The sequence below is a fragment of the Massilia pseudoviolaceinigra genome (assembly GCF_030846505.1).
Lineage (GTDB): Bacteria > Pseudomonadota > Gammaproteobacteria > Burkholderiales > Burkholderiaceae_D > Telluria_A > Telluria_A violaceinigra.
Genome location: NZ_JAVCWL010000002.1, coordinates 151,701 through 178,665, shown reverse-complemented (window position 1 = coordinate 178,665; position 26,965 = coordinate 151,701). Strand labels below are relative to the sequence as shown.

Below are 26,965 nucleotides of genomic sequence, written 5' to 3'. Positions count from 1 at the left end.
TACCTGGCGCAATCAACCCGGCCACCAAAGACGGGCCCGGGTGCCGCCGCCGGAAACGCTGTCGATCGCGATGTCGATGCCGACGCGCGCGCCGAGCCGCCGCGCAATCGACAGCCCCAGGCCGAAACCGTCGCTGGCTTCGCCTTTGGCGCCCGGCCTGAACAGCCGCTCGTGCAGAGCGGGGGCGATCCCCGGCCCGCTATCGGCAACGACCAGGCTGCCGCCTTCCATATAGATCCGTATGTCGCCCTGCTGCGTATGGCCGAAGGCGTTGCTGACCAGGTTGGAGAGCAGGATCGCCAGCGCCGCGCGATGGCTCTGGACGATGGTGCCTTGCGCCACCTCAACGCTGACCTCGACAGCTTTCCCGTCCAGCAGATGCGCAAACTGCACCACCGCTTGTTCCACCAGCGGCAGCAACGCCACCGGCTCGGCCACGGACGCATCGAGCTCCTCGCGCGCCAGCGACAGCAAGGTCGCAACCGTCTGTGCCATCTGCGCCGCGGCGTTGCGCACGCGCTGCAACTGGTCAGCCGCCTGCGCCGACAGCGCTTGTTGCACGAGCAACTGCGCCGCGCCTTCGATCACCGCCAGCGGCGTGCGCAGCTCATGGCTCGCATCGCGCGTGAAGTGCTGTTCGCGTTCGATGAACGCGGCGATACGCGCCATCGCCTCGTCCAGCTTGCGCGCGAGCGCACCGATTTCGTTATCCGGAAAGTCCTGTGCGAAGTGCCGCGGCAGCTGGCCCGGCTCCGCGCCCGACACCAGCAGCGCAAGCCGCGTCAACGGCGCCGTGGCGCGCCGCGCCAGCCAGTAACCGATCCCCAGTGTCATGGCCAGGATCGCCAGCGTCGACACGGCGAGAAAGCCGAGAATGAACGGCATGCGCGGCCGCACCACAAGGTCGCGGCTCACTTCCGCCACCAGGTAAGCCGGTGTAGTGCCCAGTGCCAGCTGGCGTACGTAATAGTGCCGCCCGCGCTCGCCGAAGAATTCGCCGTTGCGTACGCCGTCCCCCAACTGAAGCGCAAGGTCCGCCGGAAACGTGGCCAGAGCGCGATGCAGAGTGACGCTATCGTGCAGCGGCGCGGCCAGGCCGCCCGACGCACTCCAGCTGCGCTGCTGATGCGCGGCCTCCTGCCGCAGCATGTTGTCGAAAAAACTGTCCTCGACTGAATAGACGAACAGCACGCTGAACAGGCTGAAACACAAGGCCGTGGCCAGCGCGAACAGCGCGAACGCCGCCATCATCCTGCTGCGCAGCGAAGCACCGGTCTTCACGCGCCCGCATCGAGCTTGAACCCGACCCCGTGCACGGTCAGCAGCATCGCGCGGCCGAACGGTTTGTCTAGACTTCGCCGCAACTGATAGAGATGCGTGCGCAAGGCATCGGAATCAGGCGGTGTGTCGTACCACAGCTTGCGGGTCAGCTCCGAGCGGGTGATCACGCGCGGATGCGCCTCCGCCAACGCCAGCAAAATCTGATACCCGACCGGATTGAGCTTGACCGCCTGCCCGTCGCGCGTCACCGCCTGCGCCTGGCGGTCGATGCGCAAGGTGCCAACGGCCAGCGTATGCTCCTCATTGAGCGTATGCCTGCGCGCCAGCACGGTGCAGCGCGCGAGCAGTTCCTCCAGTGCGAACGGCTTGACGAGATAATCGTCGGCACCGCTGTCGAAGCCACTGAGCTTGTCGTGCAAGGCATCGCGCGCGGTCAGCATCAGCAGCGGCATGCGGCGCGTCATCCGCTTGCGCAGACGCCTGCATACTTCCAAGCCGTCGATGCCGGGCAAGCCGAGGTCGAGGATCATCAGATCATAGTGGTTTTCCATGGCCAGCTTGAGCCCCAGTTCGCCGTTGCCCGCGAAATCGGCGGTGTGGCCGTGCAGCTCCAGCCCATCGGCGAGATTTTTCGCGAGCAGCGCATGGTCTTCGACGACGAGAATATGCAGGGGCATCGGAGTCCTTATCCGTTTGCGAGGCGCTGGAGGTTGACGGCATCGATCGCGCGCCACTGCATGGCGGCCACCACCGAATGCATCAGTACCATCATTTTATCAAACCGCGGCAGCACGGCCCGCTCGGCGCGGGCCGCGTCCAGGCCGTCGCGATAGTAGGTGGCCAGCAGCCGTAAAGTGAGCTCTTCGGCGGTGCGTTGGCGCGCCACGGGCCGGTGTCCCAGCGCGGCGATCATGGCTTCGGCCACCGACCAGGTGGACCAGGCGTTCTGACCCGTGACCAGGCGGCCATCGACGACGGTGTTGTCGATGTACTTGGGACCGGCGACAAAGCGCGCGCCCTCCGCGACCGCCCTCTCCTCGAGCAGGAAGCCAAAGCGCGTGCGCGCGTCCTTCATCAGAAACAGTTCCTCCTCATTGGTGAAGGCGGTCATGCGGCGGCCAGCCACCAGCGCCTTGCCGCTGGCCAGCTTCACGCCCAGCAAAGCCGCCGGCCCGTGACAGACCGCGCCAACGACGCCGCGTGCGGCGATATCGTTGACAATGCGGGACACGTCCGGATTGTCGGGCAAGTCGTACATGGCGCCCTTTCCGCCGACGAAATACACGGCCGCGTACCGGCGCGCATCGACATGGGCCAGCGCAAGCGAATTAGCCACTTTGTCCTGCGCGGCGGCGTCGTTAAGGAAAGCGTAGTCGGCTTCGCCCATGTCGTCCAGATCGATCCTTTCCGGCGGCTTGCCGCCTTTGGGCGAGGCGATATCCACCTCGTAGCCATTGGCCTGGAACACATAGTAGGCCCGGGCGAGTTCGGTCAGCTCGTAGCCGGCCCGCTTCATGGCGGGCCCGCCGCGCTCAGTACTGCTGACCACGGCCAGGATGCGCCCGCGTTTCCGCGCCACCGCGTTTTTCAGATAGGCCAGGTCGGCCACGGCGAACTGCGGATTCGCCTTGGGCAGCTTGTCCAGGTCCAGGCTGCGATAGTAAAGATAGCCGCCAGCGGCCAGCAGCACCAGGGTCGCGGCCAGCCAGGCCCCCGCGCGTCGTAATTTCTTGATCATTGCCACCTCCGTTGTTGTCGTATGGCGGACAGGATGGCGTACGCAATGTGAATCGGACGTGAAAATGGCAAGGTGCCGAAAAAGGACTGAGGTACCCAGGCGCCGTCCTGTCCAACGATGTGATCACTGCACTTGAAGGCAGCGACACTGCGAATCAATTGATGAGTTCGCAAATCGATTATTTACGCAGCTAAGGAAGGTGACATACCAGCCCGGTACTACAGCGGCCGCAAAGGCGATCGCTGCCGGTTGCCGAGGGCGCCCTGCCGCCCGGCGACCGCCAGCGATGCGGCGCAGGGCAACATGGGGCGTATCATGGCCGGCTGCGGCAGGTCGCGCGATGGATCGTGCGATATAATACAGGCAACACTGGCAAGAGCGCATTGTTGCGCGACAGCGCCCGCCCCCGTTCACTTTTCTTCCTCACCGATGACACACAACGCCTGGTTCTCATCGCACCTCCCAATGTCCAATACGCGTATGCGCCTGGTGTGCCTGCCCCACGCGGGCGGGGGCGTGGCGGTATTTCATCCATGGAAAAAAGACTTGCCTGCCGATATAGAGGTGTGCCCGGTCCAGCTGCCGGGCCGCGATTCGCGCTATCACGAACCGCTGCGCACCGATGCGCTCGCCATGGTCGAGGAAATCGCCGCACAGCTGGTGCGCGCGCCGCGCGCCGAGTCGCTGGTCATCTACGGGCACAGCATGGGTGCAACCCTGGCCTTCGAACTGGCGCGCGCGCTCGGCGCACGCGGGCTCGCGCCCGACCTGGTCATTGTGTCGGGCCGCCCGGCGCCGCAGCGCCAGCTCGGCGCGGCAGAGGCACTGCACACGCTGCCGGACGCGCAATTTATCGACAGACTGAACGAACGCTACGGCGGGGTGCCGCAAGTCCTGCTGTCCGATCCGGAATTGATGGCCATCTACCTGCCCATTCTGCGTAACGACCTGCGCCTGGTGGAGACCTACCGCCACCATCCGGGACCGGCACAGGATTGGCCGCTGATCGTCTATGGCGGCCTGGACGACCGTTCGGTCGGGCGCGACGGCCTGGCCGAATGGGAGGCCGTGACCAGTGGGCCGTTCCGCCTGTACATGCTGCCCGGCGACCATTTCTTCTACCAGACCCGCCGCGCCGTCTTCCTCGACCGGCTAGCGACCGATCTGAGCCAGTTCCGCCTCAATCGCCGCTGAAGCGCGGTTCGCGCTTGTCGCGGAATGCCTGCAGCGCCTCGTTCAGGTCGCGGCTGAGGAAAAAGTTGGTATTCCACTGCGCCACGTATTCGAGGCCTTCTTCCTCGCTGTGATCGTCCGCGTGGTCGAGCACCTGCTTGACCCCCTGCACGGCCAGCGATGAATTGGCGGCGATAACGCCGGCCATGCGGCGCGCCGCCTCCATCAGCGCGATACGGTCGCTGAACACCTCATTGACCAGGCCGACGGCCTGGGCGCGCTGGGCGCCGATCATACTTCCGGTAAACGCCATCTCGCGCACGAAACCGCTGCCGCATAGCCGCCCGATACGTTGCAGGGTACCCAGGTCGGCCACCATGGCCATCTTGGTTTCCTGGATCGCCAGCATGGCGTCGGCCGCAGCCAGGCGGATATCGCAGGCGCTGGCCAGATCGAGTCCGCCGCCCAGGCACATGCCGTGGATGGCCGCGATGACCGGCTTCCTGCAGCGCCGCACCGCCGTGAAACACGCCTGGAAATCGCGGATGATCCGGTACAGCGCGCGGTTGCGCGCGGCCGTGCTGGCGCTGGCGCCGAGCTCCGGGATCAGGCCCATCGCCTCCTTCAGGTCGAGGCCGACGCTGAACACCCGCCCTTCGGCCCAGATCAGCACCACCGACACGGTATCGTCGTCGGTGACGGCGGCAAAGGCTTGAGCGAGCTCGGCAAAAAACAGCGGCTGCATGGCATTGAGGCTGCCGGGATTATTCAGAACGATCTCGGCGAGCGCCCCGTGGCGCTCCAGCCGGATCAGGCGGTATGACTCAGACATGGTGACCTCTTTCTGGTTGGCTCAGGGTGATGCGCCCGACGATCTGTTGCAGGTGGGCGGCGGCGGCGCCCATCAGCGCTTCGGCCACCGCATCGACGTGGCGCCGGCGCCACGGTTCCAGCGGTGTGCCGCGCACCCAGGCATTGAACGCGCCCATCGCCGGCCCGCAGTGGATCTGGTAGTCGACCCGGCCGGCCGGCGTGCCGGACATGGCCAGCCGGTTGCTGTGCACGTAATACCAGCGGAAGATCATCGCCATCTTCTGCTTGGGATAGGCCTCGGCACGCGCGATTTCGGCCGGCGCCGCGCGCGCGTAGTGGGTCTTGGTTTCTTCCCACACCGCCTCGAAACTGCGGCCGTGGAAATAGGTCTGTTCTATGGTGCGCCGCGTGCCCGCATCGAGTTCGTCGATCGAGGCCAGTTGCCGGTACAGCTCGTACAAGCGGTTGGCGCGGGCGGCGAACAGCACGCCTTTGCGCAGCACCTGGATGCGCGCGCCGATCTCGAACATGTCGCCGGCCGGGGCCATGTCGCAGTCCTGCGAGCCGGCACCGGCCAGCAAATCCTTGACGGCGTCGCTGGTGTCGGCTTCGATCGTGCATTGATTGATCGATCCGGTCAGCACGAACTCGGCCCCCAGCACGAAGCCGGCGGCCAGCGCGGCCGGCGTGCCCATGCCGCCGGCCAGCCCCACGCGCGGGCGCGCCAGGTAGCCGTAACGCTGCTGCGCGGCGTCGCGCAGGCGCAGCAGCTCCGGGATCAGCACCGACGCGACGCGTTTGTCAGTGTGTCCGGCCGAATCGGCCTCGCCGCACAGATCGCTGGCCAGCGGAATGCGCGCGGCCAGCGCCGCTTCGTGCGCACTGATGCGCCCCTCGGCCAGCAGCGCGGCGACCAGCGCGGGCGGCGGCGGCGCCAGGAAGCGCTCGGCCACCTCGATGCGCGAGGCCTTGCCGAGAATGTGATGGCGTGCACGCACGCGCCCGTCGGCGTCTTCGCTCAGGCCGCTGCAGCGGTAGCGCACCAGGGCCGGCGTGATGTCGATGAAAGCGGCCGCCTCGATCACGCGCACCTCATGCCGGATCAGCAGGTCGACCAGGTCCTCCTCCAGCGACGGCATCAGCATATTGTGCAAAAAATTGACCCCGAACGGGGCACCGGCCGGAATGCTGGCGCGGATCTCGGTGAGCGCGGCATCGATCGCTTCGAGGCGCTGGCCGCCGGACCCGTAAAAGCTGAGCAGGCCGGCCCTGGCCATGCGCGCCACCAGCGCAACGGATGCGATGCCCTTGACCATGGCGCCGCACACATAGGCATAGCGCACGCCGTGATCGCGCAAGAATGCCGGGCTGCCCAGGCTGGCGGGATGGATCGTCGCGGTATTCATCAATTGGCGAACGCCGTGCTCTGGCGGATATTCTGGATCAGCCGGGTCAGCACCGCGCCTGGACCCACCTCGACGAACTCGCGCTCGCCGCGCCGGATCAGGTACTCCACACTCTCGATCCAGCGCACGCTGCCGCACACCTGGCGCAGCAGCGTTTCGCGCAGCGCATCGGCGGCGTAGGGCAAGGCGGTGGCGTTGGCGACGACCGGTGTGTGCGGCGGGGAAAACGCCAGGGTGTCCAGAAAACGCGCCAGCTCATCCTCGGTCGGTTTCATGTACCGCGAGTGAAACGGCGCGCTCACGTCGAGCTCGACGATGTGCCTGGCGCCGGCCTCGCGCAGGCGCGCGCCGGCCGCTCCCAGCTCGGCCTTGGGACCGGAAATGACGGTCTGGTCGTAGGCATTGTAGTTGGCCACATCGAGCGCGCTGCCTTCGACGGCGCGGCGCACCTGCGCCGGCGTCAGTCCGATCACGGCGGCCATGCCGCCGCCGCTCACGCGCGCCATCAGTTCGCCACGTTTTTGCACCAGCCTCACCCCTGTGGCAAAGTCGATCGCCCCGGCGGCCCACAAGGCGGTGATTTCGCCCAGGCTGTGACCGGCGAAAAACGCCGCCGGCGGCGCGCCGCGCGCCAGCCATGCGAGCGCGCCGACCACGAACAGCGCCGGCTGGGTGTACTGGGTCTGCGACAGTTTGCCGTCGGGGTTGTCGCGGCATAGCGCGGCCAGGTCGTAGCCGAGGATGGCCGAGGCTTGCGCCGTTTCCTGTGGAAATTGAGCAAACAGCGCCGCACCCATGCCCACGTGTTGGGAGCCTTGTCCCGGAAAGATAATTGTCATTTAGGTTCCAAATCTGGTTTCGATACGTTCGCGCACTTCGCTGCCGGCGAAGGTCGTCTCGTGCATGCGCCGTTCCGCCGCCACCGTGCCCGGCAGTGCTTCGCGGATGCGCTGCGTCAGGTGCCGCTTGAGCAGCACCAGCGACGCGCGCGGCTTGTCGGCGATCTCGCGCGCCAGGCGCAGCGCCAGCGCGACCACGTCCTTGCGCCTGGCCACATGCGCGCCGATGCCGCGCCGCGCCAGCTCGCCGCCCTGGTAGCCGCCGGCCGTGAGCAGCATTTCGGCGGCCAGCGCGGTGCCGAACTTTTCAGGCAGGATCAGGGTCGCCCCCATCCCCGGCGTAAAGCCGTATTTCATGAAGTTGGCGCTGTAGATGGCTTCTTCGGCGAGCACGATCACGTCGGCAAACAGACCCATCACGAGGCCGCCGCCGAGGGCGTGGCCCTGCATGGCCGCCACCACCGGGATCTCGCAATCGAGCAGAAGGCGGTACAGCGGCATGTCGTCGAAGCGGATGCGCTGCTCGACAATGCCGATCAGCTCGTCCCGGGTGCCGCCGGTACAAAACACATTATCGACCCCGTGCAGCACGACGACGTGGATGGCGGGATCGGCCTGGGCCTGGTCGAGCGCGTGCGCCAGGCCAACCACAAGCTCGTGCGTGAACTGGTTGCTGTTGGCGCGGTCGGCCAGTTCGATGAGCGCGATATGCGGCGCTGGAAAATCAAGGTGAACCACGGAACTCATGCTGTTTTTCCTCCCCAAAGGCCGTGTTCGATCAGCTCGTGCGTGCGGTCGAGACTGCCTGGTTGTTCCATGATCGCGACGATGCTGGCCACGGCCAGCTGCTCATCGCGGTCGGTGATCGGAGCGAGCTGCCCCATGTACTGCTTGAGCGTGGCCACCGCCGTCTCGGGAATGCGCTCGACCGACAGCACCAGGCGGCGCAGCGCCTCATGCCCCTGCGCCGCCAGCTGGTCGGCCAGGTGCAGCTCGACGGCGCGGCGCGCATCGATCTTGTGCGCCGTCAGCGCCAGCATCTGGCTGTTGTGCACGCCCAGGCGGCGGATCAGGAACGGCAGCACGCACGCCGGTATCAGGCCGATCAGCACTTCCGGCAGGCGGAAGCTGGCCGCCTCGGTGCAGATCACGTAGTCGCTCGCCGCGACCAGGCCCACGCCACCGGCCTGCACGGCGCCCTCGACCAGCGCGACGATGATGCACGGGCTGCTGGTAAACCGGCGCAGCAGCCTGAAATACTGTTGCGCCGCCTGGGCCGGCGCACAGCTGGCGCTGCCGCCCAGGTCGGCCCCGCTGCAAAACACGGCGCCGCTGGCGCACAGCGCCACCACGCGCACCAGCGGATCGGCCTCGGCATGGTCGAGCGCCGCGCCGAGCTGGCCGAGCAAGGCGGCATCGAGGGTGTTGTTGCGGTCCGGCTTATCGAGCGTGATGGTCAGCAGCCGGCCCTGCTTGTGGAGCTTCATGCCCATCGGTACTCCCGGTGGTAATCCTTGATACGGTCCAGCACCAGCAAGCCGCGTCCGCGCATCAGGCGTTCCCAGTCGAGCGATTCCGGCTCGGCGTCGCGCACGCCGAAGCGGAGAAGCTGCTGGGTTTCCAGCAGCAGCTCGTAGTCGGCCATCGACAGGGCATGGCGCGCGTCGAGGTGGGCGCCGATGTCGAGCCGGGCGATGGCGCGCTGCGAGGCTGCCGTGGCCACGGCGCTGTAGAACTCCGAACAGCATCCGGAGCCGTAGGAAAACAAGCCGACCCGCTTGGGCGCGTCGTCGAAGCGCCCGTGCGCCAGGATCCCGGCCAGCGCCAGGAACACCGTGCCCGAGTAGATATTGCCAACCCGTGCGCAAAAGCGCAGCGACGGTTCCAGCCGGCGCAGGAAATCCTGTTCGACCAGGGGCGGCGCCACGCGTTCGAACTTGCGCATCATGGTCCGGTGCGCGCCCTTGGCCATGCCGCCGAACGGGGTGTGCAGGGCCAGGTAGTCGAAGCTGCCGAAGGTGGTGCCGGGCGCCTTGCGCTGATAGGCCAGGAAGCTGTTTTCCATGCATTCGAGGTAGGTCAGCAGCGACAGGTCGGCATCGCCCGTTTCGATGTCCGGGGTCGGACGGCATGAATCCATCACTTCGAAGCCGTAGCAGCCGCTCAGCCCTTTCTCGATCTCCACCAGCACCGGCTGGTCGCCGATCAGCATGGCCACGCCGGCGGCGCCCTGGGACGGCTCGGCGTAGGTATTGGGAATCGGACGCGCCATGTCGGTGGTGATGACCAGCGACTTGGACCCCGGCGACAGGCCGGCGTGGGCGTGCGCCAGTGCGCTTTGCACGGCTGCCGTGCCGCCGTAGCAGGCATGCTTGACCTCGAAGGTGCGGCAGTTGCGGCTCAGCCCCAGCGCCTGGTGCACGTAGGTCGACAAGGGCTTGCCGAAGTCGACGCCCGATTCGCTGGCCACGATCAGCTGCTCGATGCGCTCCAGGCGCTCCGGCCCCAGGCGGTCGATCACCGGCTTGGCCGCGTTGACGGCGAACGTCACCGCGTCTTCGAACGGCAGCGCCACGGTTTTCTCGCGCATCAGCAGGTTTTGCATACGCTGCACGTCCAGCCCGCGCGCCGCCGCCAGCACGTTCACGTCGAGCGCGGCGCGGCCGACGTACACGCCCATGTCTTCGATCCCGGCCCTCATGCGCGGCTCACCGCGACGCAAGTGTTGAAACCGCCGATGCTAAAGCCGTTCGACAGCGCCGCATTGATCGTCAACGGCGCGCTCTCGCGCCCGGCAAAGCGCAGGCGCGGATCGATCGGCTCGTGCAGGCGCGGATTCGGATGGACGAACCGCTCGCGCATCTGGATGACGGTGGCCACCAGTTCCACCACGCCGGCCGCGCCGATGGTGTGCCCGGTGATGGCCTTGGTGGAATTGAGCACGGCGCCGGTCCCGACAGACTGGCTAATGGCGGCGCATTCGGCGCGGTCGCCCGACGGCGTGCCAGTGCCGTGCGTATTGATGTAATCGATCCGGCTGCCTTCGAGGCCGGCGGCGGCCAGCGCCGCGCGCATCGCCGCCGCTTCGCCGTCGGCATTGGCCTCGGTGCCGGCATTGCCGTCGAGGACAATCGACGCCCCGGCCAGCCGCGCCAGCGGCAGCGCGCCGCGTGCGCCGGCGCTGTCGGCGCTTTCGAGCAGGACCGCGGCGGCGGCCTGGCCGTACACGAAGCCCAGGCTGGCGCTGTCGAAGGGGATTGACGCGCGCGCCGGGTCGCTGTCCTCGGGCGGCGCGGCCAGCGCGCCCAGGTTGGCAAAGGCGAGCATCTCCAGTTCGGAAAAATCGCTCATGGCACCAACGACCAGGCAGGCGCGCGCGGCGCCCGAGCGGATCAGGGTCCAGCCCTGGAACAGGGCGGCGTTCCCGCTCGCCATGCCGGCGCCGGTGGTAAAGCCGATCCCGCCCAGGCCGGCGATCTCGCTCACCGCCGCCACCACCGTGCTGTCGAGGAAACTGGCGGCGTAGCGCGGATTGACGTAGGCCGGGCGTTCCATGAAGCGTTCGTAGGCGTCGGCAAACTGCGCCTGGTGCAGATTACTGCCCGCCACCACGATGGCGCAATCCGGGTCGGTCCACCTCCCCGATTGCAGCGCCTCGAGCGCGGCGGCGCAACTGGCCTGCAGCGCCGCCGGGCGGCCGCGCAAGACCTGGCGCGCACGCTCATCAAGCGGCGCGGCGCCGCCCTGGTACAGCGCGGCCGGAAAACTGCGTCCCGAGCGCGCCAGCCTGGTCCAGCCAAAAACGCCCTGCCCGCTGCGCAGCGCCGCGCCGAAGCCCGCCACGTCGGGCGCCAGCGCGCCCTGGAACCCCATGCCTGTCACGATCACCTTCATGCCTGCCCCTCCACCAGCACCGCACCGGCACGCCGGCGCAGGTGTATCAAAAATACCTCGACCAATGAGGCGATGTCCTGCACCCCGGCCAGTTCGGTTGGCGCGAACGTCAGCTGCAAGTCCTCCATCGTGCAGATCGCCACTTCCACCCGGTCCAGCGAATTGGCGCCCAGCTCGTGCAGGCTGGCGCCCATGGTGATGCGCGCGCCGTCCACGTGCGGCAAGACGCGCCGGACGTGTTCGCGCACCTTGCTGAACACCGCCTGCGCCTGCGGCTCGATGAAGCCGATCACCTGCTGCGCCACCGCGCCGATGGCCGGTTCCAGCCCGAGGCAAAAGTGATCGGTATCGATCGCCGCGATCCGAGGCGGCTCGCCCAGCCATGTGCTCCAGCCGTGATCGGGCTGGTCGTCGTCGATTTTGACCGGCGCCAGGCCGAGCGGACTGTCGGGGCCGATGAAACTGTGGCGGTTGCGGATCATGATGGTATGCATAGGACAAGGTTCCGGGTTGTAATGATCGAGCAAGGGTGCGCACTGGTTCGCCGTTGCTAGCAGCGGTGCGGTGAGCGCGGCCAGCTCGCGTTCGGACAGGCGCACGTCGCGCGTGCGTTCGAGCAGCGCGCCGACCACGGTGTTGAGGAAGCCATCCCACGAGGCGGCGCGCAGCGAGGCCAGCGCGGCCGAACCGGGGGCAAAGGCGTCGAGCAGGATCAGCGCCCTGACCTGCTCGCCGGCCTGCACCAGCTGGCGCCCCATCTCGAAGGCGACCGCGCCGCCGAACGAGTAGCCGCCCAGGATGTACGGGCCACGCGGCTGGATGCGCCGCACTTCGGCCAGATAGGCGCTGGCCATCGCTTCGAGCGTGGCAAACGGCGTTTCGCCGCAGTCGCACACGGGTGCGCGCAGCGCGTGCAGCGGCCACGAGGCCGGCAGGTGCGCGCCCAGGCGGGTGACCCAGTCGGTTTCACCGAGCACGCTGTGGACCCAGAAGCTGCGCGGCCCGGCACCGGCGCCGTTGATGGCGATCGAACTGGCCGGCGCCTGCCGTGGCGCGGCCGGCGCACTGGCGCCGCGCACCGACAGTTCGGCGGCCAGCAGCGCAATGCTGTTGTAGCGATGCAGCAGCGTGGCCGGCAAGGCGCCGAAACGCGGCTCGAGCTTGTGCAGGATATCGATGGCGACCAGCGAATCGACACCATACGCATCGAACGGGGCTTCATTATCGAGCTCGTCATCGAGCGTGCGCAGCACACCCGCGACCACCGCGCGCACCGCGTCCAGGTCGGCGCCGCCGTGCGCCACCTGTGCGGGCGGCGCCACTGCCGGTACAGGCGCCGCCTCAGGCTGCGGCGCGAGCAGGCGGATTACCGCCACCTGTTCCTGGTCCGAGGCGACGATCCGTTCGATCGCCTCGACCGCGTCGGCCAGCGTGACCGAACCGACGCCGTGCCGGCGCGCCAGCGCGCGATGGCGCTCGGTTGCGACCACGCCCACATCGCCCCAGAACCCCCAGTTGATGATCTTGACGGGCCAGCGCCGGCGTAGCGCCAGCGCCGCCGTGGTGGCGTCCTGCAGCGTGCTGGCGGCCGTGTAGCTGGCCTGGCCCGCGTTGCGGGTGAATGAAATGGTCGACGAAAACACCAGCAGCCAGTCGAGCGTCACGGCGTCGAACGCCTGCGCCAGCATGCAGGTGCCGCGCCCCTTGGCGCGCAGGGTGGCGCTGAAAGCATCGTCGTCCAGGCGCGCCAGGGTCTGGTCCTGCAGGGCCAGCGCCGAGTGGATCACCCCGTGCACCACGCCCCAGCGCGCCAATGCGGCGTCGCGTGCCTGTTCCAGCGCGGCCAGGTCGCCCAAGTCCGCGCGCAGGTAGATCGCCTCGCCTCCGGCCGCCGTGATGGCGGCGATGCTGGCGTCGATGGCGGCGTCGGCCGGGCGCCGCCCAACCAGGGCGATGCGCGCCTGGTGGGCCTGCGCCAGGTGGCGCGCAAGCGCACCGCCGATACCGCCGCCACCGCCGACGATCATATACACGCCGGCGCGGCGGAACGCCGGCTGATCGGCCGCCGGCAGCGCCAGCGGGTCAAGATGCTGGGCGTAGTACTGGCCGGCGCGCCAGGCGGCGCTGCCGGGAACGGCCTCGTTCACGAGGGCCGCCACGGCCGCGCCGGTGGGGCCGGCCTGCCCGGGAAGATCCAGGTGGGCCACGCCAACGGCGGGGAACTCCTTGGCGAGCACGCCGGCCAGGCCGGCCAGCGCGGCCGCCTGCGGCATGATCGCGTCGCCGTCGAGCACCCGGTAGATGCCATTGGTGAGCACCACCAGTTCGGGCAGCACGCGCTCGGCCAGCACCCAGGCACGCACAAACCGCACCAGCGAGAGCGTGGCCGTTTCCTGGAACTGGTCGAGCGCCACGCCTTCGGTGAGCGCGTGGCCGGCCAGTCCGGCCATGAAGACCACCCGGCCCAGGTCGGGCAGCGCGGCGGCCAGTTGGGACCAGTCAGAAAGCGAACGGTGATCGATGCCGAGCGGGCTCGCTCCCTCCGCACCGGGGCGCCAGCTTGAACCGAGCAGGACCTCGGTGACCGGCCCCGCCCCGGCCAGATGCGCGCCAAGGCCAAGATCGATCCCGGCGTGCAGGACCAGCGTATGCCCGGCCGTCACGGCGCGTGCCGGCGGCGCCGCGGCGGCGCGCCACTGCGGGCCGAAGTACGAGGCGGCGTCGGCGTCGGCGCCCGCGTCGCGGCGCGGCGGCAGCGAACTGAAACCGCTGATCTCGACCAGCAATTGGCCCTCCGGCGAAACGATCTCGATGTCGAAGCTGGGTGCCTCGCCCGGGCGCAGCGTGGCGATGGCCAGGCAGCCCGGCACCAGCGGTCCATGCTGCACCAGGCTGTCGAGCAGGTAGGGCAGCATGGCGTCGGCGGTACTGCCCTGGCCCAGTGCGAAACCGATCGGTGTCTGCAGCGCCGCGTCGAGCACACGCGGGTCGAGCGTGTAGCGCGCAAAGTCGGCCGGTATGTCCAGGCGCGCGATGACCCGGTGGCGGTCGCGCCGCAGCGACGCAATGCCGCGCAAGGCGCCACCGTACTCCAGGCCCAGGCTGTGGAAGGCGGCATACACCGCTTCGCCGCTGAATTCGTCGCCCTGGTCGAGCTGCAAGTCGATGCGGCGGGCGGCGGGCCGGTCGATCACCACCACCCGGCCACGGCAAAATTGGCTGTCAAAGACAATGTCGCCGGCGTCGGGCCGGAAGCGCGTGGTCAGCGCCTGGTCCGGCGCAACGAACGGCCGCATCCACACCACCTTGCGCAGCGCGATCAGGCGCGCGCCCGGCGTGGCCAGCCGCGCCGCGCAGGCCAGCGCGATCTCGACATAGGTCGCCCCCGGCAGGGTCGGGGTGCCGGCGATGACGTGCTGCGCCAGCAGTTCGTGGCGCGCGCTGAACTGCTTGCGCGCGGTGGCCGTGGAAAAGCTGTGCTCCAGGCTGTCGATCAGCGGATGCACCGCTTTTTCCGGGACCCAGAAGCGCCTGCGCTCGAACGGATAGGCCGGCAGCGACACCACCTGGCCGGCGCCCGGCGCGATCATCGTGGCGCTGGGGGCGCCGCTGGCGCGCAGCGCCACGATCAGGCTGGGGCGATCGGCGGCATTGACGACGCGCTGGTGCGTGTGGCGTGTGCGCCGCTGCGCCAGGGTGTGCGCAATGTCGGCCAGGGCCACACCGCTGCCACCGGCCTCGAGCCAGTCGGCCAGGGCACAGCAACTGCGTTGCAGCGCGGCCGGCGTGCGCGCCGACAGCACGAAACTGAGCGGTCCGGCCGGCGTTGGCGTCGCCGCCGGCGCCGGCCACTCTTCCAGTACCAGGTGCGCATTGGTACCGCTGAAACCGAAGCTGCTCACGGCGACGCGGCGCGCCATGCCGGCCGGCGGCACCCAGTCGCGCAAGACCTGGTTGACGTAGAACGGCGACGTGGCGAAGTCGATCTTCTCGTTCTCGTTCTTGCAATGCAGCGTCGGAGCCAGCTGGCGCGCGCGCAGCATCAGGACACTCTTGATCAGTCCGGCCACGCCGGAGGCCGGCAGCAAATGCCCGATATTCGTCTTGACGCTGCCGATCGCACAGTACTGCCGGCTTGCCGTGTAGTGGCGGAACGCATCGGTGAGCGCATCGACCTCGATCGGGTCGCCCAGCTGGGTGCCGGTGCCATGCGCCTCGGCACAGGTAATGGTCGACGGATCGATGCCATAGCGCTCGTACACGCTCATGGCCAGCGCGCTTTGCGACAGCGCACTGGGCGCCGTCATGCCATTGGTGCGGCCATCCTGGTTGATGCCGCTGCCGCGGATGACGGCGTAGATCCGGTCGCCCTGCGCCAGCGCGTCGTCCAGGCGCTTGAGGACCACCACGCCAACCCCTTCGCCGGGCACGAAACCGTTGGCGCCGGTGTCGAAGGTCTTGCAGTGTCCCTCGGGCGAGAGCATGCGCGTCTGGCACGTCAACAGGTGCATCTGCGGCGTGATCATCAGCGACACGCCACCAGCCAGCGCCAGGTCGCATTCGCCGCCGATCAAGGCCTGCGCGGCCAGATGGGTCGCCACGAGCGACGACGAACACGCGGTGTCGAGCGAGACGGCAGGACCCTTCAGATTGAGGAAATACGCCAGGCGGGCGGCCAGGATGGAACTCACATTACCCATGCCGAACTGCGCACCGGCCTCGGAATCGGGATCCATCAGGCGGAAGTAGTCGCCCTGCCCGGCCCCGGCGAACACCGCGCAGCGCATGCCCGAGAGCGCGCTGTCGGGCATGCCGGCGTCTTCCAGGGCCAGCCATGCCTGTTCCAGGAACAGGCGCTGCTGCGGGTCCATCCACTCGGCTTCCTGTGGCGAAATCTTGAAGAACAAGGGATCGAACTGGTCGACGCCGTCGATAAAGCCGCCTTTGCGGCAGTACGTCTTGTGCGGATACAGCTCGTCCACCGACCAGCGCTCGCGCGGCACGTCGGTGACCGAATCGACACCTGCCGCGAGGTTGCGCCAGAACGCATCGAGGTTGTCGGCGCCGGGGAAGCGCCCCGCCATGCCGACGATGGCAATGTCGGTCGCGCGCACCTCCGGCGCGGCTGCGGCGGCCACCTGCGGCGCGGCTGCCGGCGGCGGTGCGGCCGCCGTCATGCTGTCGACCCAGCCGGCCAGTTCGCACAGCCGCGAATAATCGTACAGACGCGTGGCGCGCAGATCGATGCTGAAGCGGTCCTGCAGTTTTTTGGCAAACTCGACGGCCAGGATCGAATCGAGTCCCAGTTCGACGAACGGCGCGTCGTCGGCGATGTCGGCGCGCTCGAGGTAGAGCAGCTCGGCAAGCATGGCGCGGATATCATCGAGGCTGCCGCCAGGGATGGCGCGCGCCGGCGCGGTGGCCGCCGGCGCCGAAGGTGGCACGGGCTGCACTGGCTGGGCCGGCGCCACGGGCGGCGAATCCGACAGGCCCGCAGCGCCGATGTGGGCGGCCAGTTCCGCCACGCTCGAATGGTCGTACAGGCGGCTGGCACGCAGGTCGATGGTGAAGCGGTCCTGCAGTTTCTTGGCAAATTCGACCGACAGGATCGAATCGAGCCCCAGGTCGACGAAGCGGGCATCGGCGCCGATGGCCTCCGGTTCCAGGTACAGCAGCTCGGCCAGGATGGCACGTACCTCCTCCAGGGGGCCGGGAGCGGCAGGCGCCGGGACCGTCGGGGCTGCGCTGATTGCCTCGGCGGACGCAGGTGCCGGGGCCGCCGTGGCGGCGCTGATCGCCTCGGCGGACGCACGCGCGGGGCTCGGCGCTGCGGTCTTTGCCGCGGGCACGGAAGGCCGCTGCTGCGCCTGGTCGAACCAGACGTGCTTGCGCTCGAACGGATAGGTGGGCAGCGATATGCGCCTACCGTGCGTGATGTGAGGCAGGCCGGCATGCGCCGCCAGGCTTGCTCCGCCCAGCCATGCGCGGCACTGGTTCAGCAAGTCAGGCGTGGAACTGGCCTGCAGCGCGATCCGGTGCTCGAACTGTTCACGCCCGTTCTGCAGCGTGAATACCAGATCGCGCCAGTCCACTGACGCGCTTTCGAGGTGCTCGCACAGCTGCACCACGGTCGCGCGCAAGGCACCAGCGGTCTTGGCCGACAGCGGCACGGTGGCGGCGAAGCCGGGCGCCGCGTCGCCTGGCGCGGGTGGCGCCGATTCCAGCGCCACATGGGCGTTCGAACCGCCGAAGCCGAAGGCGCTCACGCCCGCGCGCAGCACCGCGCCGCTCCAGTCGCTTCCTTCGGTGACCAGCCGGAATGGCGAGCCGTCCAGTTTCAGGTACGGATTGACCTGCCTGACATGCAGGGTCGCCGGCAAGCGCCGGTGCCGCATCGCCAGCAGCACCTTGATCAAGCCAGCGACGCCGGCGGCCGGCTCAAGGTGGCCGATATTCGATTTGATCGAACCGAGTCCGCAGGCGCCTGGCGCGAGCGTGACGCCCTGTTCGCGCGCCAGGGCCTGAAATGCGCTGGTGAGCGCCTCCACTTCGAGCGGGTCGCCCAGCTCGGTGCCGGTGCCGTGCGCTTCGATATAGCTGACGCTGTCGATCGGCACACCGGCGCGCTTCCAGGTATTGAGCACCAGTTCCGCCTGGGCCTGCGGGTTGGGAGCGGTGAGCGAGCTGGCCTTGCCGCCATGTCCCTCGGCGCTGGCACGAATGATGCCGTAAATATGGTCGCCGTCGGCCTGGGCACGCGCCAGGGTTTTCAGCACCAGCACGCCCACGCCTTCGCCCTTGACATAGCCGTTGGCCGCACTGTCGAAGGTTTTGCAGCGCCCGTCGGCCGAGAGCATGCCCAGTTGCGACGCCAGCACGTAGGTATCGGGCGAGAGGATCGCGCTCACCGCGCCGGCGAGCGCCAGTTCGCATTCGCCCTGCTGGAGCGACTGCACCGCGCGGTGCACCGCCACCAGCGAGCTGGAACAGGCTGTGTCGACGGTCTGGCTCGGGCCACGCAGGTCGAACCAGTACGACACCCGGTTGGCCAGCATGGTCTGGGTATTGCCCAGGGCGGCCTGCGCCCTGGCCTCGCCGGCGTCGCCGATGAGGCGCATGTATTCGTTGGGCTGAGCTCCCGCCCACACCCCGACCGGCCGTCCGGCCAGTGTCGACGGACGAATCCCGGCATCCTCCAGCGCCGACCAGGCATGCTGCAGGAATAGCCGGTGCTGGGGATCCATGAACACCGCTTCGCGCGGCGACATGCCGAAAAATGCGCTGTCGAAGTGGCCGATGTCCGGCATGAAGCCGCCCCAGCGCGATACCGACTTGTCATGTTCGCGCCCGGTGCTGGCGTGATAGGCGCGCCAGTCCCAGCGCTGCGCCGGCACTTCGGTCACGCAGTCGTCGCCGGCGTCCAGGTGTTCCCACAGCGCGGCGATATCGGCCGACTGCGGGAAGCAGCCGCTGATGCCGACCACCGCCACCGGCTCGGGCTTACCCGGAGCCGGCTTGGCGGCCGGCTCGGGTGCAACCGCAGGCTGCGCCGGCGGCGTGGCCGCGGCGCGTGCGGCGGCCCAGGAAGGCTGCAGATGGGCGGCCAGGGCGGCCACGCTCTGGTGCTGGAAGAACGCCGTCGGCAGGATCGGCACGCCGAGTTCCTGGCCCAGCGCCGAAGCCAGGTCCTTCATATACAGTGAATCCAGACCCACCTCCGAGAAGCGCGACGCGCGCGTGAGTTTTTCGGCCGGCAAGCGCACAATGCGCGCCGTGCACTGAAGTACGATCTGTTCGAGCGCATCGATCCCGGCATCGGCCTGCAAGGCCGGCATGGCGACGCCATGGCGTGGCGCCAGCGCCGCCTCGATGCGCCCGATGTCGCCGCACGCCACGGCGAGCACCGGCGCCCCCGGGGCCAGCGCCTGCCCCAGGAGGCGCAAGGCGCTGTCGCTGCGCAGCAGGTCGAAACCACTGCTGGCGACATAGCGTTCCTGCTCGCTCCCGGCCAGCCCCATGCCGCCATCGGCCCAGAGCGGCCAGTGGATCGCCACGCTGCGCCCGGGACGGCGCGCCGCCCGCCATTCGGCAAACGATTCCAGATAGCGGTTGGCACTGGCATAGTCGCACTGGCCGAAGTCGCCGATCAGGGCCGATAGCGACGAAAACATCACAAAGGCGTCGAGTGGCGTGTCGCGCGTGAGTTCGTCGAGAATGCGGGCGCCCTCGATCTTCGGCGCCAGCACCGCGCGCAGTGCGCTCTTGTCGGTCAACAGCGCCGGCTCGATGGCGCCGGCGGCGTGCACGATCCCATGCAGGGCGCCGTGGCGCAGGCGAATCGCATCGAATACCTGCTGCATCGCGGCGTGGTCGGTGACGTCGGCGCCGATGAATTCGATATTGCGTCCTGGCGCTTCCGGTGGCGCATGGCGGCTGGTGACGATCACGCGCGCATTGCACTGTTCGACCAGCCAGCGTGCCACCTGCATGCCGATGCGCCCGGACCCGCCGGTGATCCACCACACGCCGTCGCGGCGCAGCGGCGCTTCGCCGCGCGCCAGGGCCATGGGCACGACAGCGTGCAGCGAGCGCACGCCGTCGACGTGACGCAGCTCGGCGCCATCGACGCCGGTTTTCTGTTCACGGGCGATGGCCGCCACCGCATCGCCGTCAACCTGCAGGGTTTGCCACAGCATGTGCGGATGCACGTTACGCAGCGAGTGATGCAGCGCCGCGCTGGCCGCCGCGGCGTGCTCACCATTCCGGTGCAGTACCAGCACGCGCCGCGCCTGCGGCGCAGCGCGCGCGACCTCCAGATACTCGTCGAGCCGATCGAAGCAGGCGGGCATCATGGCGATCGCGCTCGCTGAACGCCAGTCGCGTCCGACCGGCACGGCCAGCAGCGCGCCAAGCCGCGCCAGGTCGGCATCGCTGCCGCCGATCAGGCACAGCGACGCTGGCGGCGCCGCCGGCGTCCCCTCCTGCGCGCTCCAGCACCGGCCGAAGACATGCACGCGCTCAAGCGCTACAGGCTTGGTCGCGGGCGCCGAATCGACCCAATAGCGCTCGCGGCTGAACGGATAGCCGGGCAGCGGCACGCGACGGTGCGCCGCCGCCGGGTACAGCGACTCCCAATCGAGCTGCTCGCCGGCCAGGTAGCGCGCGGCCAGCGCCTGGTTGACCGGGGCGCCCAGCACGGCGCGATGGGCATGGTGCTTGCGGCATGCGCCGAGCGTGTAGGCGATATCGTGCGGATCGTGGCGCTGGCCTTCGCCGGCCAGCCAGGCTTGCATCTGTTCCACCTGCGCGCGCAGCGCGCTCTCGCTCATGGCCGAGACGACCAGAAGGGACGCGTCGCTGGTGCGCGCCGGCAGCGGCGCGCGTGCCGGCGCCTGCTCGATCACCACATGCACATTGGTGCCGCTCAGGCCAAACGCGCTCACGGCCGCGCGCATCGGTGCGGCCGGCCAGGCCTGGCGCCCGGTTGCGACGAAAAACGGGCTGTTGGCGAAGTCGATGGCGCCGTTGGCGCGCTCGAAATGCAGCGATGGCGGAATTTCGCCATGCCGCATCGCCAGCAATACCTTGATCAATCCGGCGATGCCGGCGGCCGGTCCGGCGTGGCCGATGTTGGTCTTGGCCGAGCCGATGGCGCAGAACTGCCGGTCCTGGGTCGAGCGCCGGAAGGCGCGTGTCAAGCCTTCTATCTCGAGCGGATCGCCCACGCGGGTACCGGTGCCGTGCGCTTCCACGTAGCCGATGCTGCGCGGGTCGATCCCGGCGCGCTGGTACACCTCGGTCTCGAGCTCGGCCTGCGAGCGCGCGCTTGGCGCGGTGATGCCATTGCTGTGCCCATCCTGGTTGGCCCCGGACGCGGCGATGACGCCATATATATAGTCACCATCGCGCAGCGCCGCATCGAGCGGACGCAGTACCACGGCGCCCACCGCTTCGCCGGGAACGAAGCCGTCGGCGCCGTCGTCGAAGGCGCGGCAAAGGCCGTTCGGCGTAAGCATGCCGAGGCGGCCGGTCAGGTGATGGAAGCTTGGCGTGGTGCTGACGAAAACGCCGCCGGCGAGCGCCATGTCGCACTCCCCGCTGCGGATACTCTGGCACGCCAGGTGCACCGCCAGCAGCGACGACGAACACGCCGTGTCGACCGACAGCGCAGGTCCGCGCAGGTTGAGGAAATACGAGATGCGCGCGGCCAGCATGGAAACCCCGTTGCCGAGGAATGCCTGCGGCTGCAGGTTTTGCGGATCCATCTGATGAATATAGTCGCCGGCCCCGGCGCCGACGAACACGCCGCAGCGCCTGTCGTCGAGCCATGCGGGAGAGTAGCCGGCGTCTTCCAGCGCGTGCCACGCTTCTTCGATGAACAGGCGCTGCTGCGGATCGGTGAACTCGGCCTCGGCGCCCGACATGTGGAAGAAAGCCGGGTCGAACTTATCGATATCGTCGAGGAAACCGCCCCACTTGCATGGGCTCTTGCCCGGTTTGGACGGATCGGCGTCGTAGTAGCTGTTGACATCCCAGCGTTCGGCCGGCACTTCGCCGGTGCGGCACACGCTGTCGCGCAGATCGCGCCAGAACGCATCGGCATTGCGCGCACCGGGAAAGCGCCCCGCCAGGCCAACCACGGCGATGGCGCCGGACGCGCGCGCCGGCTCGGCCGGCGCCGGTTCTTCACTCGCCGCGGGGGAGGCTGGCGCGGCGGCGGACGGTGAGGCGACGGCGATATGCCGCGCCAGCTGTTTGACGTTGCTGTAGTCATACAGCACGGTGACCGTCAGTTCGGTCGCACAACTGGCGTTGACGCGCTTGACGAGGTCGAGCCCGGAAATGGAATCGACACCCAGCTCGGAGAAACGGCGCTCCGGATCGATATCGGCGGCCCCCACGCACAGCACCGCCGCCAGATGGCGCGCGATCACGCGTTCGAACTGCGCCACGTCGGCGCTGGCCGGCGCGACGGCGGCGGCAGGCTGCACGGGCGCACTGGCGGCAACGGGTGCCGGCGCCACGTGGCTTTCAGGCGCGCGCGCGGTGGCGATGAACACCGCCTGGGGCGCGTCAGGCTCGGCGCGAGCCAGTTCGACCCGGCCGAAACACTCCGCCAGCGCGGCACGCCAGCGGGCCTCGTCGAGCAAGGGCGAATGCGGCAGACGCGCCGCGGCGTCGTCGTACAGCCACCAGCCATCCGTCAGTCCGAAGGTCAGGGTCGAGAAGTCGAACACCTGGATGCTTTCGTTGAGCAGCAGTTCGCCGCCCTCGCGCAGCAGGCTGCGCACATTGCGCAGGCTGAGGCCGATGTTGCGCGTCGCGTGCAGCACATTCGAGGCCAGCACCAGGTCGAAGCTGTTCTCGTCGATGCCCTGGGTTGACGGCGCGCGTTCGACGTCGTAGGTGCTGAAGCGGGCAAACCGATACTGCGGACCGAGCTCCGTCTTGGCCTTGTGAACCAGGCCGGCGGACAGATCGCTGAACACAAAATCGACCCGGCCGGCATCGGCCGCCAGCGCCGCCAGCACCGCCCGCGTGGTGCCGCCGGTACCGGCGCCCACCTCGAAAATGCGGACCCGCCCGCGTTGTGCCAGGATGTCCCGGACCCGCAAGAGCAGCGCCTCCACCACACGGCTGTTATAGCGGTCGACGATCGGATTGTCGCGATACAGCGGCGCCACCAGTTCGGTCGAGCCGCCCGGGAACAGCACCTCGGCCGGGTTTTTCTCGCCCGCCAGCACCGCCGGGTAGTGCGCCAGGCACTGGTCGATCAACGTGGCGAATGGTGCACCCCAGCCGGTGATCGGTCCGCCGTCTGCTTCGACCGGCTTGGCCGCGATGGCCTCCAGCGCCGCGCCCAGGCGCGCGTACTTGGGCGCCACTGTCAGATTGAGGCGGCCGTCGGGACCGAAAAATCGGCGCAGCGCGGCGCGTCCATGGTTTTCGACCGCGGCAAAGGCGGCCGCGATATCGTCGTCCTGCGTCGGTGCCAGAAGGCCCATGCGCGCCAGCGTGGCGGGAACGACCTTCATCGGCATCAGCTGCGGCTGGTCGCTGGACAGGCACGCTTCCAGCGCGGCCAAGCCCTCCTCCACCCCGATCGCGCCGATCCCGTGTTCGAGCGCGCGCTGGCGATGCAGCGGCGTAGCCACCGCGCCGACGTCGCCCCAGAAGCCCCAGTTGACGACCCTTACCGAAAACCCGGCGCGCTCCCGCAGATCGAGCGCGATGGCATCCTGCGCCATCGACGCGGCCGCGTAGTTGGCCTGGCCGGCGTTGCCGAAGAACGAATTGGCCGACGAAAAAAACGCCATGAAGTCGAGCGCCTCTCCAGCGAACAGTTGCGCCAGAATGGCGCTGCCGGCCAGCTTCGGTGCCAGCACCGCCCGCAGCGTGGCGGCATCCATGTTTTTCATGCGCACGTCACGCAGCACCATCGCGGCATGGAACACGCCATTGATCGCACCGCAGCGCGTCCGGGTGTCGGCGATGATGGTGGCCAGCGCCGCCGCGTCGGTGATGTCGGCCTGGCGATACACGATCGCCTCGGGCAGCGCGAGCGTCAAGGCGCGCCGTCCCACCAGCACCACGCGGGCATCGTACCGGCTCGCCAGGTAGCGGGCCAGCACCAGGCCGATGCCGCCCGCGCCGCCGGCGATCAGGTACACGCCGCCGCGCCGCAGGCGGCTGGCCGGGTGCGCCGGCGGCACATGTTCAACCAGCGTGCGGCGATAGCGCTGGCCGGCGCGCACGGCCAACACCACGCCGGCTTGCGCGGCCGGCGCTTCGTGCCACGCGGCCCCCGGGTCGTCCGACTCGAGCGCACACACACGCAGGTGCGGCTCCTCGCGCGAGACCGTCTGCGCAAATCCCAGCAGCGCGCCACCCTGCGGCGGCGCGCAAACAACCACCGGCAGGGGCCGCGCGGCATCCTGGGGCAAGGCATGCAGCAAATGCAGCAAGGCGACCAGGTCGCGTTGCGGGTCGACGCGACCGCCGAGGAAAATCACGCGTTCGATCGGCTTGAGCTGTGCCACCAATTGGGCAAAAGCCGCCGGCGCCGCCGCATCCACCTGCCACTGCCCGGGTCCGACCGACAGGGTTTGCTCACCCAGGACCACATCGAGCACCTGCCCGGGGGGCGCCGCGTCGGCGCTCACGTCGGGCGAGCGCACCAGCAGCGTCAGGCCCGGCACGGCCGCGTCGGCCGCTGGCGCCGGGGCGGCAATCCATTCCGGCCGGTAGTAGCGCAAGGCCGGCTCGCCAGCCTGTTGCGGCACGGGCGCGGGATGCAGCTCCGCCACGCCGAATTGCGTCAGGTTCGCCAGCACCGCGCCGGCTTCGTCAACGAACGTCATCTCGAAACTGCGTGCGCCGGTCAGGCGCACGTGCGCATAGCAGATGGCCGGCAGCGGCGAATGCACGGCAACCACGCCGATCGACGCCGGCACCAGCACCGCCTGCGAGCTTTGCGCCAGCAAGGCCATGGCCGCCTGGAAGGCGCCATCGACCAGCGTGGGGTGCAGGGTGTAGTAGCCGATGCTGCGCGCTTCTCCCGGCGCCAGCTGCAACTGGGCCAGGGCCTCGCCCTCGCCCAGCCACAGCCGCTGCAAGCCGCGGCAGTAAGGTCCCAGCACCACGCCGGCGCCGGCGAAGCGCGCCAGCAGCGCCTCGACGTCGACGCCGGCGCCGTTCAGCCACTTGTCCAGATCGAGCGCCGCCCCCGGTGCGCCGCTCGCGGCCACGGTCCGGCCGCTGGCGACCGTGATGCCCGCGCCGAGGATGGAAAAGGCGCCATCGGGCTGCAGGCGCAGTTCGACGCTGGCGGCCTGCGCATCGATATGCAGCGGGCTGCGCAAGACCACCTCGGCCAGCGCACGCGCGCCGGTGGCGGCCAGGGCCAGCTCCAGGAAACAGGCGCCCGGCACGATGTGGCGGCCGAGAACCCGGTGGTCGCGCACGAATGGCAGGCTGGCGTCCCACAGGCTGTGGAAGCCGTCCGCCCCCGCGTGGTCCAGCAGCGGATGCGGCGCGCTGGTCAGTTTGGGCTTGGTCGAAACGCCCAGCGCGTGCTTGCGGCGTTCGAAACGGTAGGTCGGCAGGCCGATGCGCGGCGGCGTCTGGGTGCCGAACTGCTCGCCGGCATGCGGCAGCGCGGCATCGGTCTCGCCGATGGGTGCGCGCAGCATATCGATCAGCGCCGCGCGGGTTGCCGCGTGCAGAACCACCCGGTGCGCGTGATGATCGCGCCCGGTGAGCAAGGTCCAGCTCACCGAATCGAGGGGTGTCTCGGGCCGCTGTTCGAGCCAACGCGCCAGTGCGAGGCAGTTGTGCTCCAGCGCCGTGCGCGTTTTGGCCGACACCACAAACGGCAGCGTCTGGTGGCGTGCCTCGGCGCGCGCGCGTGCCGGTGCCTGGGCGATGACCAGGTGCGCGTTGGTGCCGCTAAAGCCGAACGAACTGATCGCGGCGCGGCGCGGTGCGCCGGCAGCCGCGGGCCAGGGCGCGAGCGTGGTATTGACGTGGAACGGGGTGGCGGCGAAACCGATGGCCGGGTTCTCATGCTCGAAGTTGAGCGACGGCGGCAACTCGGCCGCCTCCAGCGCCTTGAGCACCTTGATCATGCCGGCCATGCCGCTGGCGCTCATGGCGTGCCCGATGTTTGTCTTCGAGGAGCCGATGGCGCAAAAACCGCGGGCGGCGGTAAATTTGCGAAACGCCGCGGTGAGCGCTTCAATTTCGATCGGGTCGCCCAGCGCGGTACCGGTGCCGTGCGCCTCGACATACCCGATTGTCGCCGGGTCGATGCCGGACTTCTCGTACACTTCGAGCGCCAGGGCCGTTTGCGATGGTGCGCTCGGCGCCGTGATGCCGTTGGTGCGGCCATCCTGGTTGATCGCCGAGCCTTCGATCACGCCCAGGATATTGTCGCCATCAGCCAGCGCGCGCTCGAGCGGCTTGAGCACGATCACGCCCACCCCTTCGGCAGGGACGAAACCATCGGCGCTGCGGTCGAAGGTGCTGCAGGCGCCCTTCTTCGACAGCATGCCCGCCTTGGAGCCCGCCATGTAGAAATTGGGCGTGTTCAGCACGCACACGCCGCCGGCCAACGCCAGGTCGCTGGTGCCAAGGGCCAGGCTCTCGCAGGCAAGGTGGATCGCCACCAGCGACGACGAGCAGGCCGTATCGATGGCCACGCTGGGGCCTTTCAGATTGAGGTGGTACGAAATGCGCGCCGCCAGGATCGAACTGGCGTTGCCCATGAAGGCGTAGGCGTCGGGCTTGATGCCTTCATCGGATATCTGGTGGATGAAATCGCCGCCGGCCACGCCGGCGAAAACGCCGCAGCGCACGCCATCGAGCCTGGCCGACGTCATGCCGGCGTGCTCCAGCGCGCCGCTGGCCTCTTCCAGGAACAGGCGCTGTTGCGGGTCGATCAGCTGCGCTTCCTTGGCGGAGATGTTGAAGAAGGCACAGTCGAATTCATCGATGCCGTCCACCAGGCCGCCGCGCTTGCAGAAGTCCTTGCCGCGCGCCTGAGGATCGGCCTCGTACAGCTGCGCGAGGTCCCAGCGCGAAGGCGGAATCGGTCCCACGCTGGAGACGCCATTGCGCAGGTTTTGCCAGTACGCGTCGGCGTCGTTCGCGCCGGGGAAGCGGCCCGACATGCCGATGATGGCCACCGGCTGGCGCAGCGCCGGTGCCGGGGCTGCGACGCACGCCTGCACTTGGCCGATGAGGTTCATCGCCTGCACGGCGCTCAGTTCCTTGCGCGCCACCATGCGCAGGACGGTTTCTTTAAATGTAGTCATGTCTGC

12 protein-coding genes are annotated in these 26,965 nt (G+C 68.8%); 1 reads left to right on the top strand and 11 read right to left on the bottom strand.

Annotated elements, in window-relative coordinates:
- Nucleotides 1-12: 12 nt before the first annotated feature.
- Genes RBA40_RS02775 through RBA40_RS02765 form a run of 3 tightly spaced genes read right to left on the bottom strand, consistent with a single transcriptional unit; the run spans nucleotide 13 to nucleotide 3,019 of the window.
- On the bottom strand, nucleotides 13-1,281 hold the full coding sequence (locus tag RBA40_RS02775; protein ID WP_306645768.1) for a sensor histidine kinase: 1,269 nt from the start codon (nucleotides 1,279-1,281) through the stop codon (nucleotides 13-15).
- On the bottom strand, nucleotides 1,278-1,958 hold the full coding sequence (locus tag RBA40_RS02770) for a response regulator transcription factor (protein ID WP_306645766.1): 681 nt from the start codon (nucleotides 1,956-1,958) through the stop codon (nucleotides 1,278-1,280). Before RBA40_RS02770 ends, RBA40_RS02775 begins: the two co-directional genes overlap by 4 nt.
- Before the next feature lie 8 nt (nucleotides 1,959-1,966).
- A complete protein-coding gene (locus tag RBA40_RS02765; protein WP_306645764.1) occupies nucleotides 1,967-3,019 on the bottom strand; it encodes a type 1 glutamine amidotransferase domain-containing protein in 1,053 nt (350 codons plus the stop codon).
- A gap of 465 nt (nucleotides 3,020-3,484) precedes the next feature.
- Between RBA40_RS02765 and RBA40_RS02760 the strand changes: the two genes are divergently transcribed.
- A complete protein-coding gene (locus tag RBA40_RS02760; RefSeq protein ID WP_306645762.1) occupies nucleotides 3,485-4,213 on the top strand; it encodes a thioesterase II family protein in 729 nt (242 codons plus the stop codon).
- Here the strand turns inward: RBA40_RS02760 and RBA40_RS02755 are convergent.
- From RBA40_RS02755 to RBA40_RS02720, 8 genes are read right to left on the bottom strand one after another with little or no spacing between them, the layout of a single operon-like run.
- Nucleotides 4,200-5,024, bottom strand: a complete 825-nt coding sequence (locus RBA40_RS02755) for a crotonase/enoyl-CoA hydratase family protein (RefSeq protein WP_306645760.1) — start codon at nucleotides 5,022-5,024, stop codon at nucleotides 4,200-4,202. The two genes, RBA40_RS02760 and RBA40_RS02755, sit on opposite strands and share 14 nt — an antisense overlap.
- Complete coding sequence (locus RBA40_RS02750) at nucleotides 5,017-6,411, bottom strand: PfaD family polyunsaturated fatty acid/polyketide biosynthesis protein (protein WP_306645758.1); 1,395 nt, start codon at nucleotides 6,409-6,411, stop codon at nucleotides 5,017-5,019. The genes RBA40_RS02755 and RBA40_RS02750 overlap by 8 nt, the downstream gene beginning before the upstream one ends.
- Nucleotides 6,411-7,250 carry an ACP S-malonyltransferase gene (gene fabD / locus RBA40_RS02745; protein WP_306645757.1) on the bottom strand — a complete coding sequence of 280 codons (840 nt, stop codon included), beginning with the start codon at nucleotides 7,248-7,250 and terminating at the stop codon, nucleotides 6,411-6,413. The genes RBA40_RS02750 and fabD overlap by 1 nt, the downstream gene beginning before the upstream one ends.
- Nucleotides 7,251-7,997, bottom strand: coding sequence for a polyketide synthase (locus RBA40_RS02740; protein ID WP_306645756.1), 747 nt, complete (start codon nucleotides 7,995-7,997; stop codon nucleotides 7,251-7,253). It lies immediately after the preceding gene.
- The gene (locus tag RBA40_RS02735) at nucleotides 7,994-8,743 is read right to left on the bottom strand and encodes an enoyl-CoA hydratase-related protein (protein WP_306645754.1); all 750 of its coding nucleotides are present in this window, start codon (nucleotides 8,741-8,743) and stop codon (nucleotides 7,994-7,996) included. The genes RBA40_RS02740 and RBA40_RS02735 overlap by 4 nt, the downstream gene beginning before the upstream one ends.
- The gene (locus RBA40_RS02730; protein WP_306645752.1) at nucleotides 8,734-9,951 is read right to left on the bottom strand and encodes a hydroxymethylglutaryl-CoA synthase family protein; all 1,218 of its coding nucleotides are present in this window, start codon (nucleotides 9,949-9,951) and stop codon (nucleotides 8,734-8,736) included. The genes RBA40_RS02735 and RBA40_RS02730 overlap by 10 nt, the downstream gene beginning before the upstream one ends.
- Complete coding sequence (locus RBA40_RS02725) at nucleotides 9,948-11,144, bottom strand: beta-ketoacyl synthase N-terminal-like domain-containing protein (protein ID WP_306645750.1); 1,197 nt, start codon at nucleotides 11,142-11,144, stop codon at nucleotides 9,948-9,950. The genes RBA40_RS02730 and RBA40_RS02725 overlap by 4 nt, the downstream gene beginning before the upstream one ends.
- A complete protein-coding gene (locus RBA40_RS02720) occupies nucleotides 11,141-26,959 on the bottom strand; it encodes an SDR family NAD(P)-dependent oxidoreductase (RefSeq protein ID WP_306645748.1) in 15,819 nt (5,272 codons plus the stop codon). The genes RBA40_RS02725 and RBA40_RS02720 overlap by 4 nt, the downstream gene beginning before the upstream one ends.
- Between the last annotated feature and the right edge of the window lie 6 nt (nucleotides 26,960-26,965).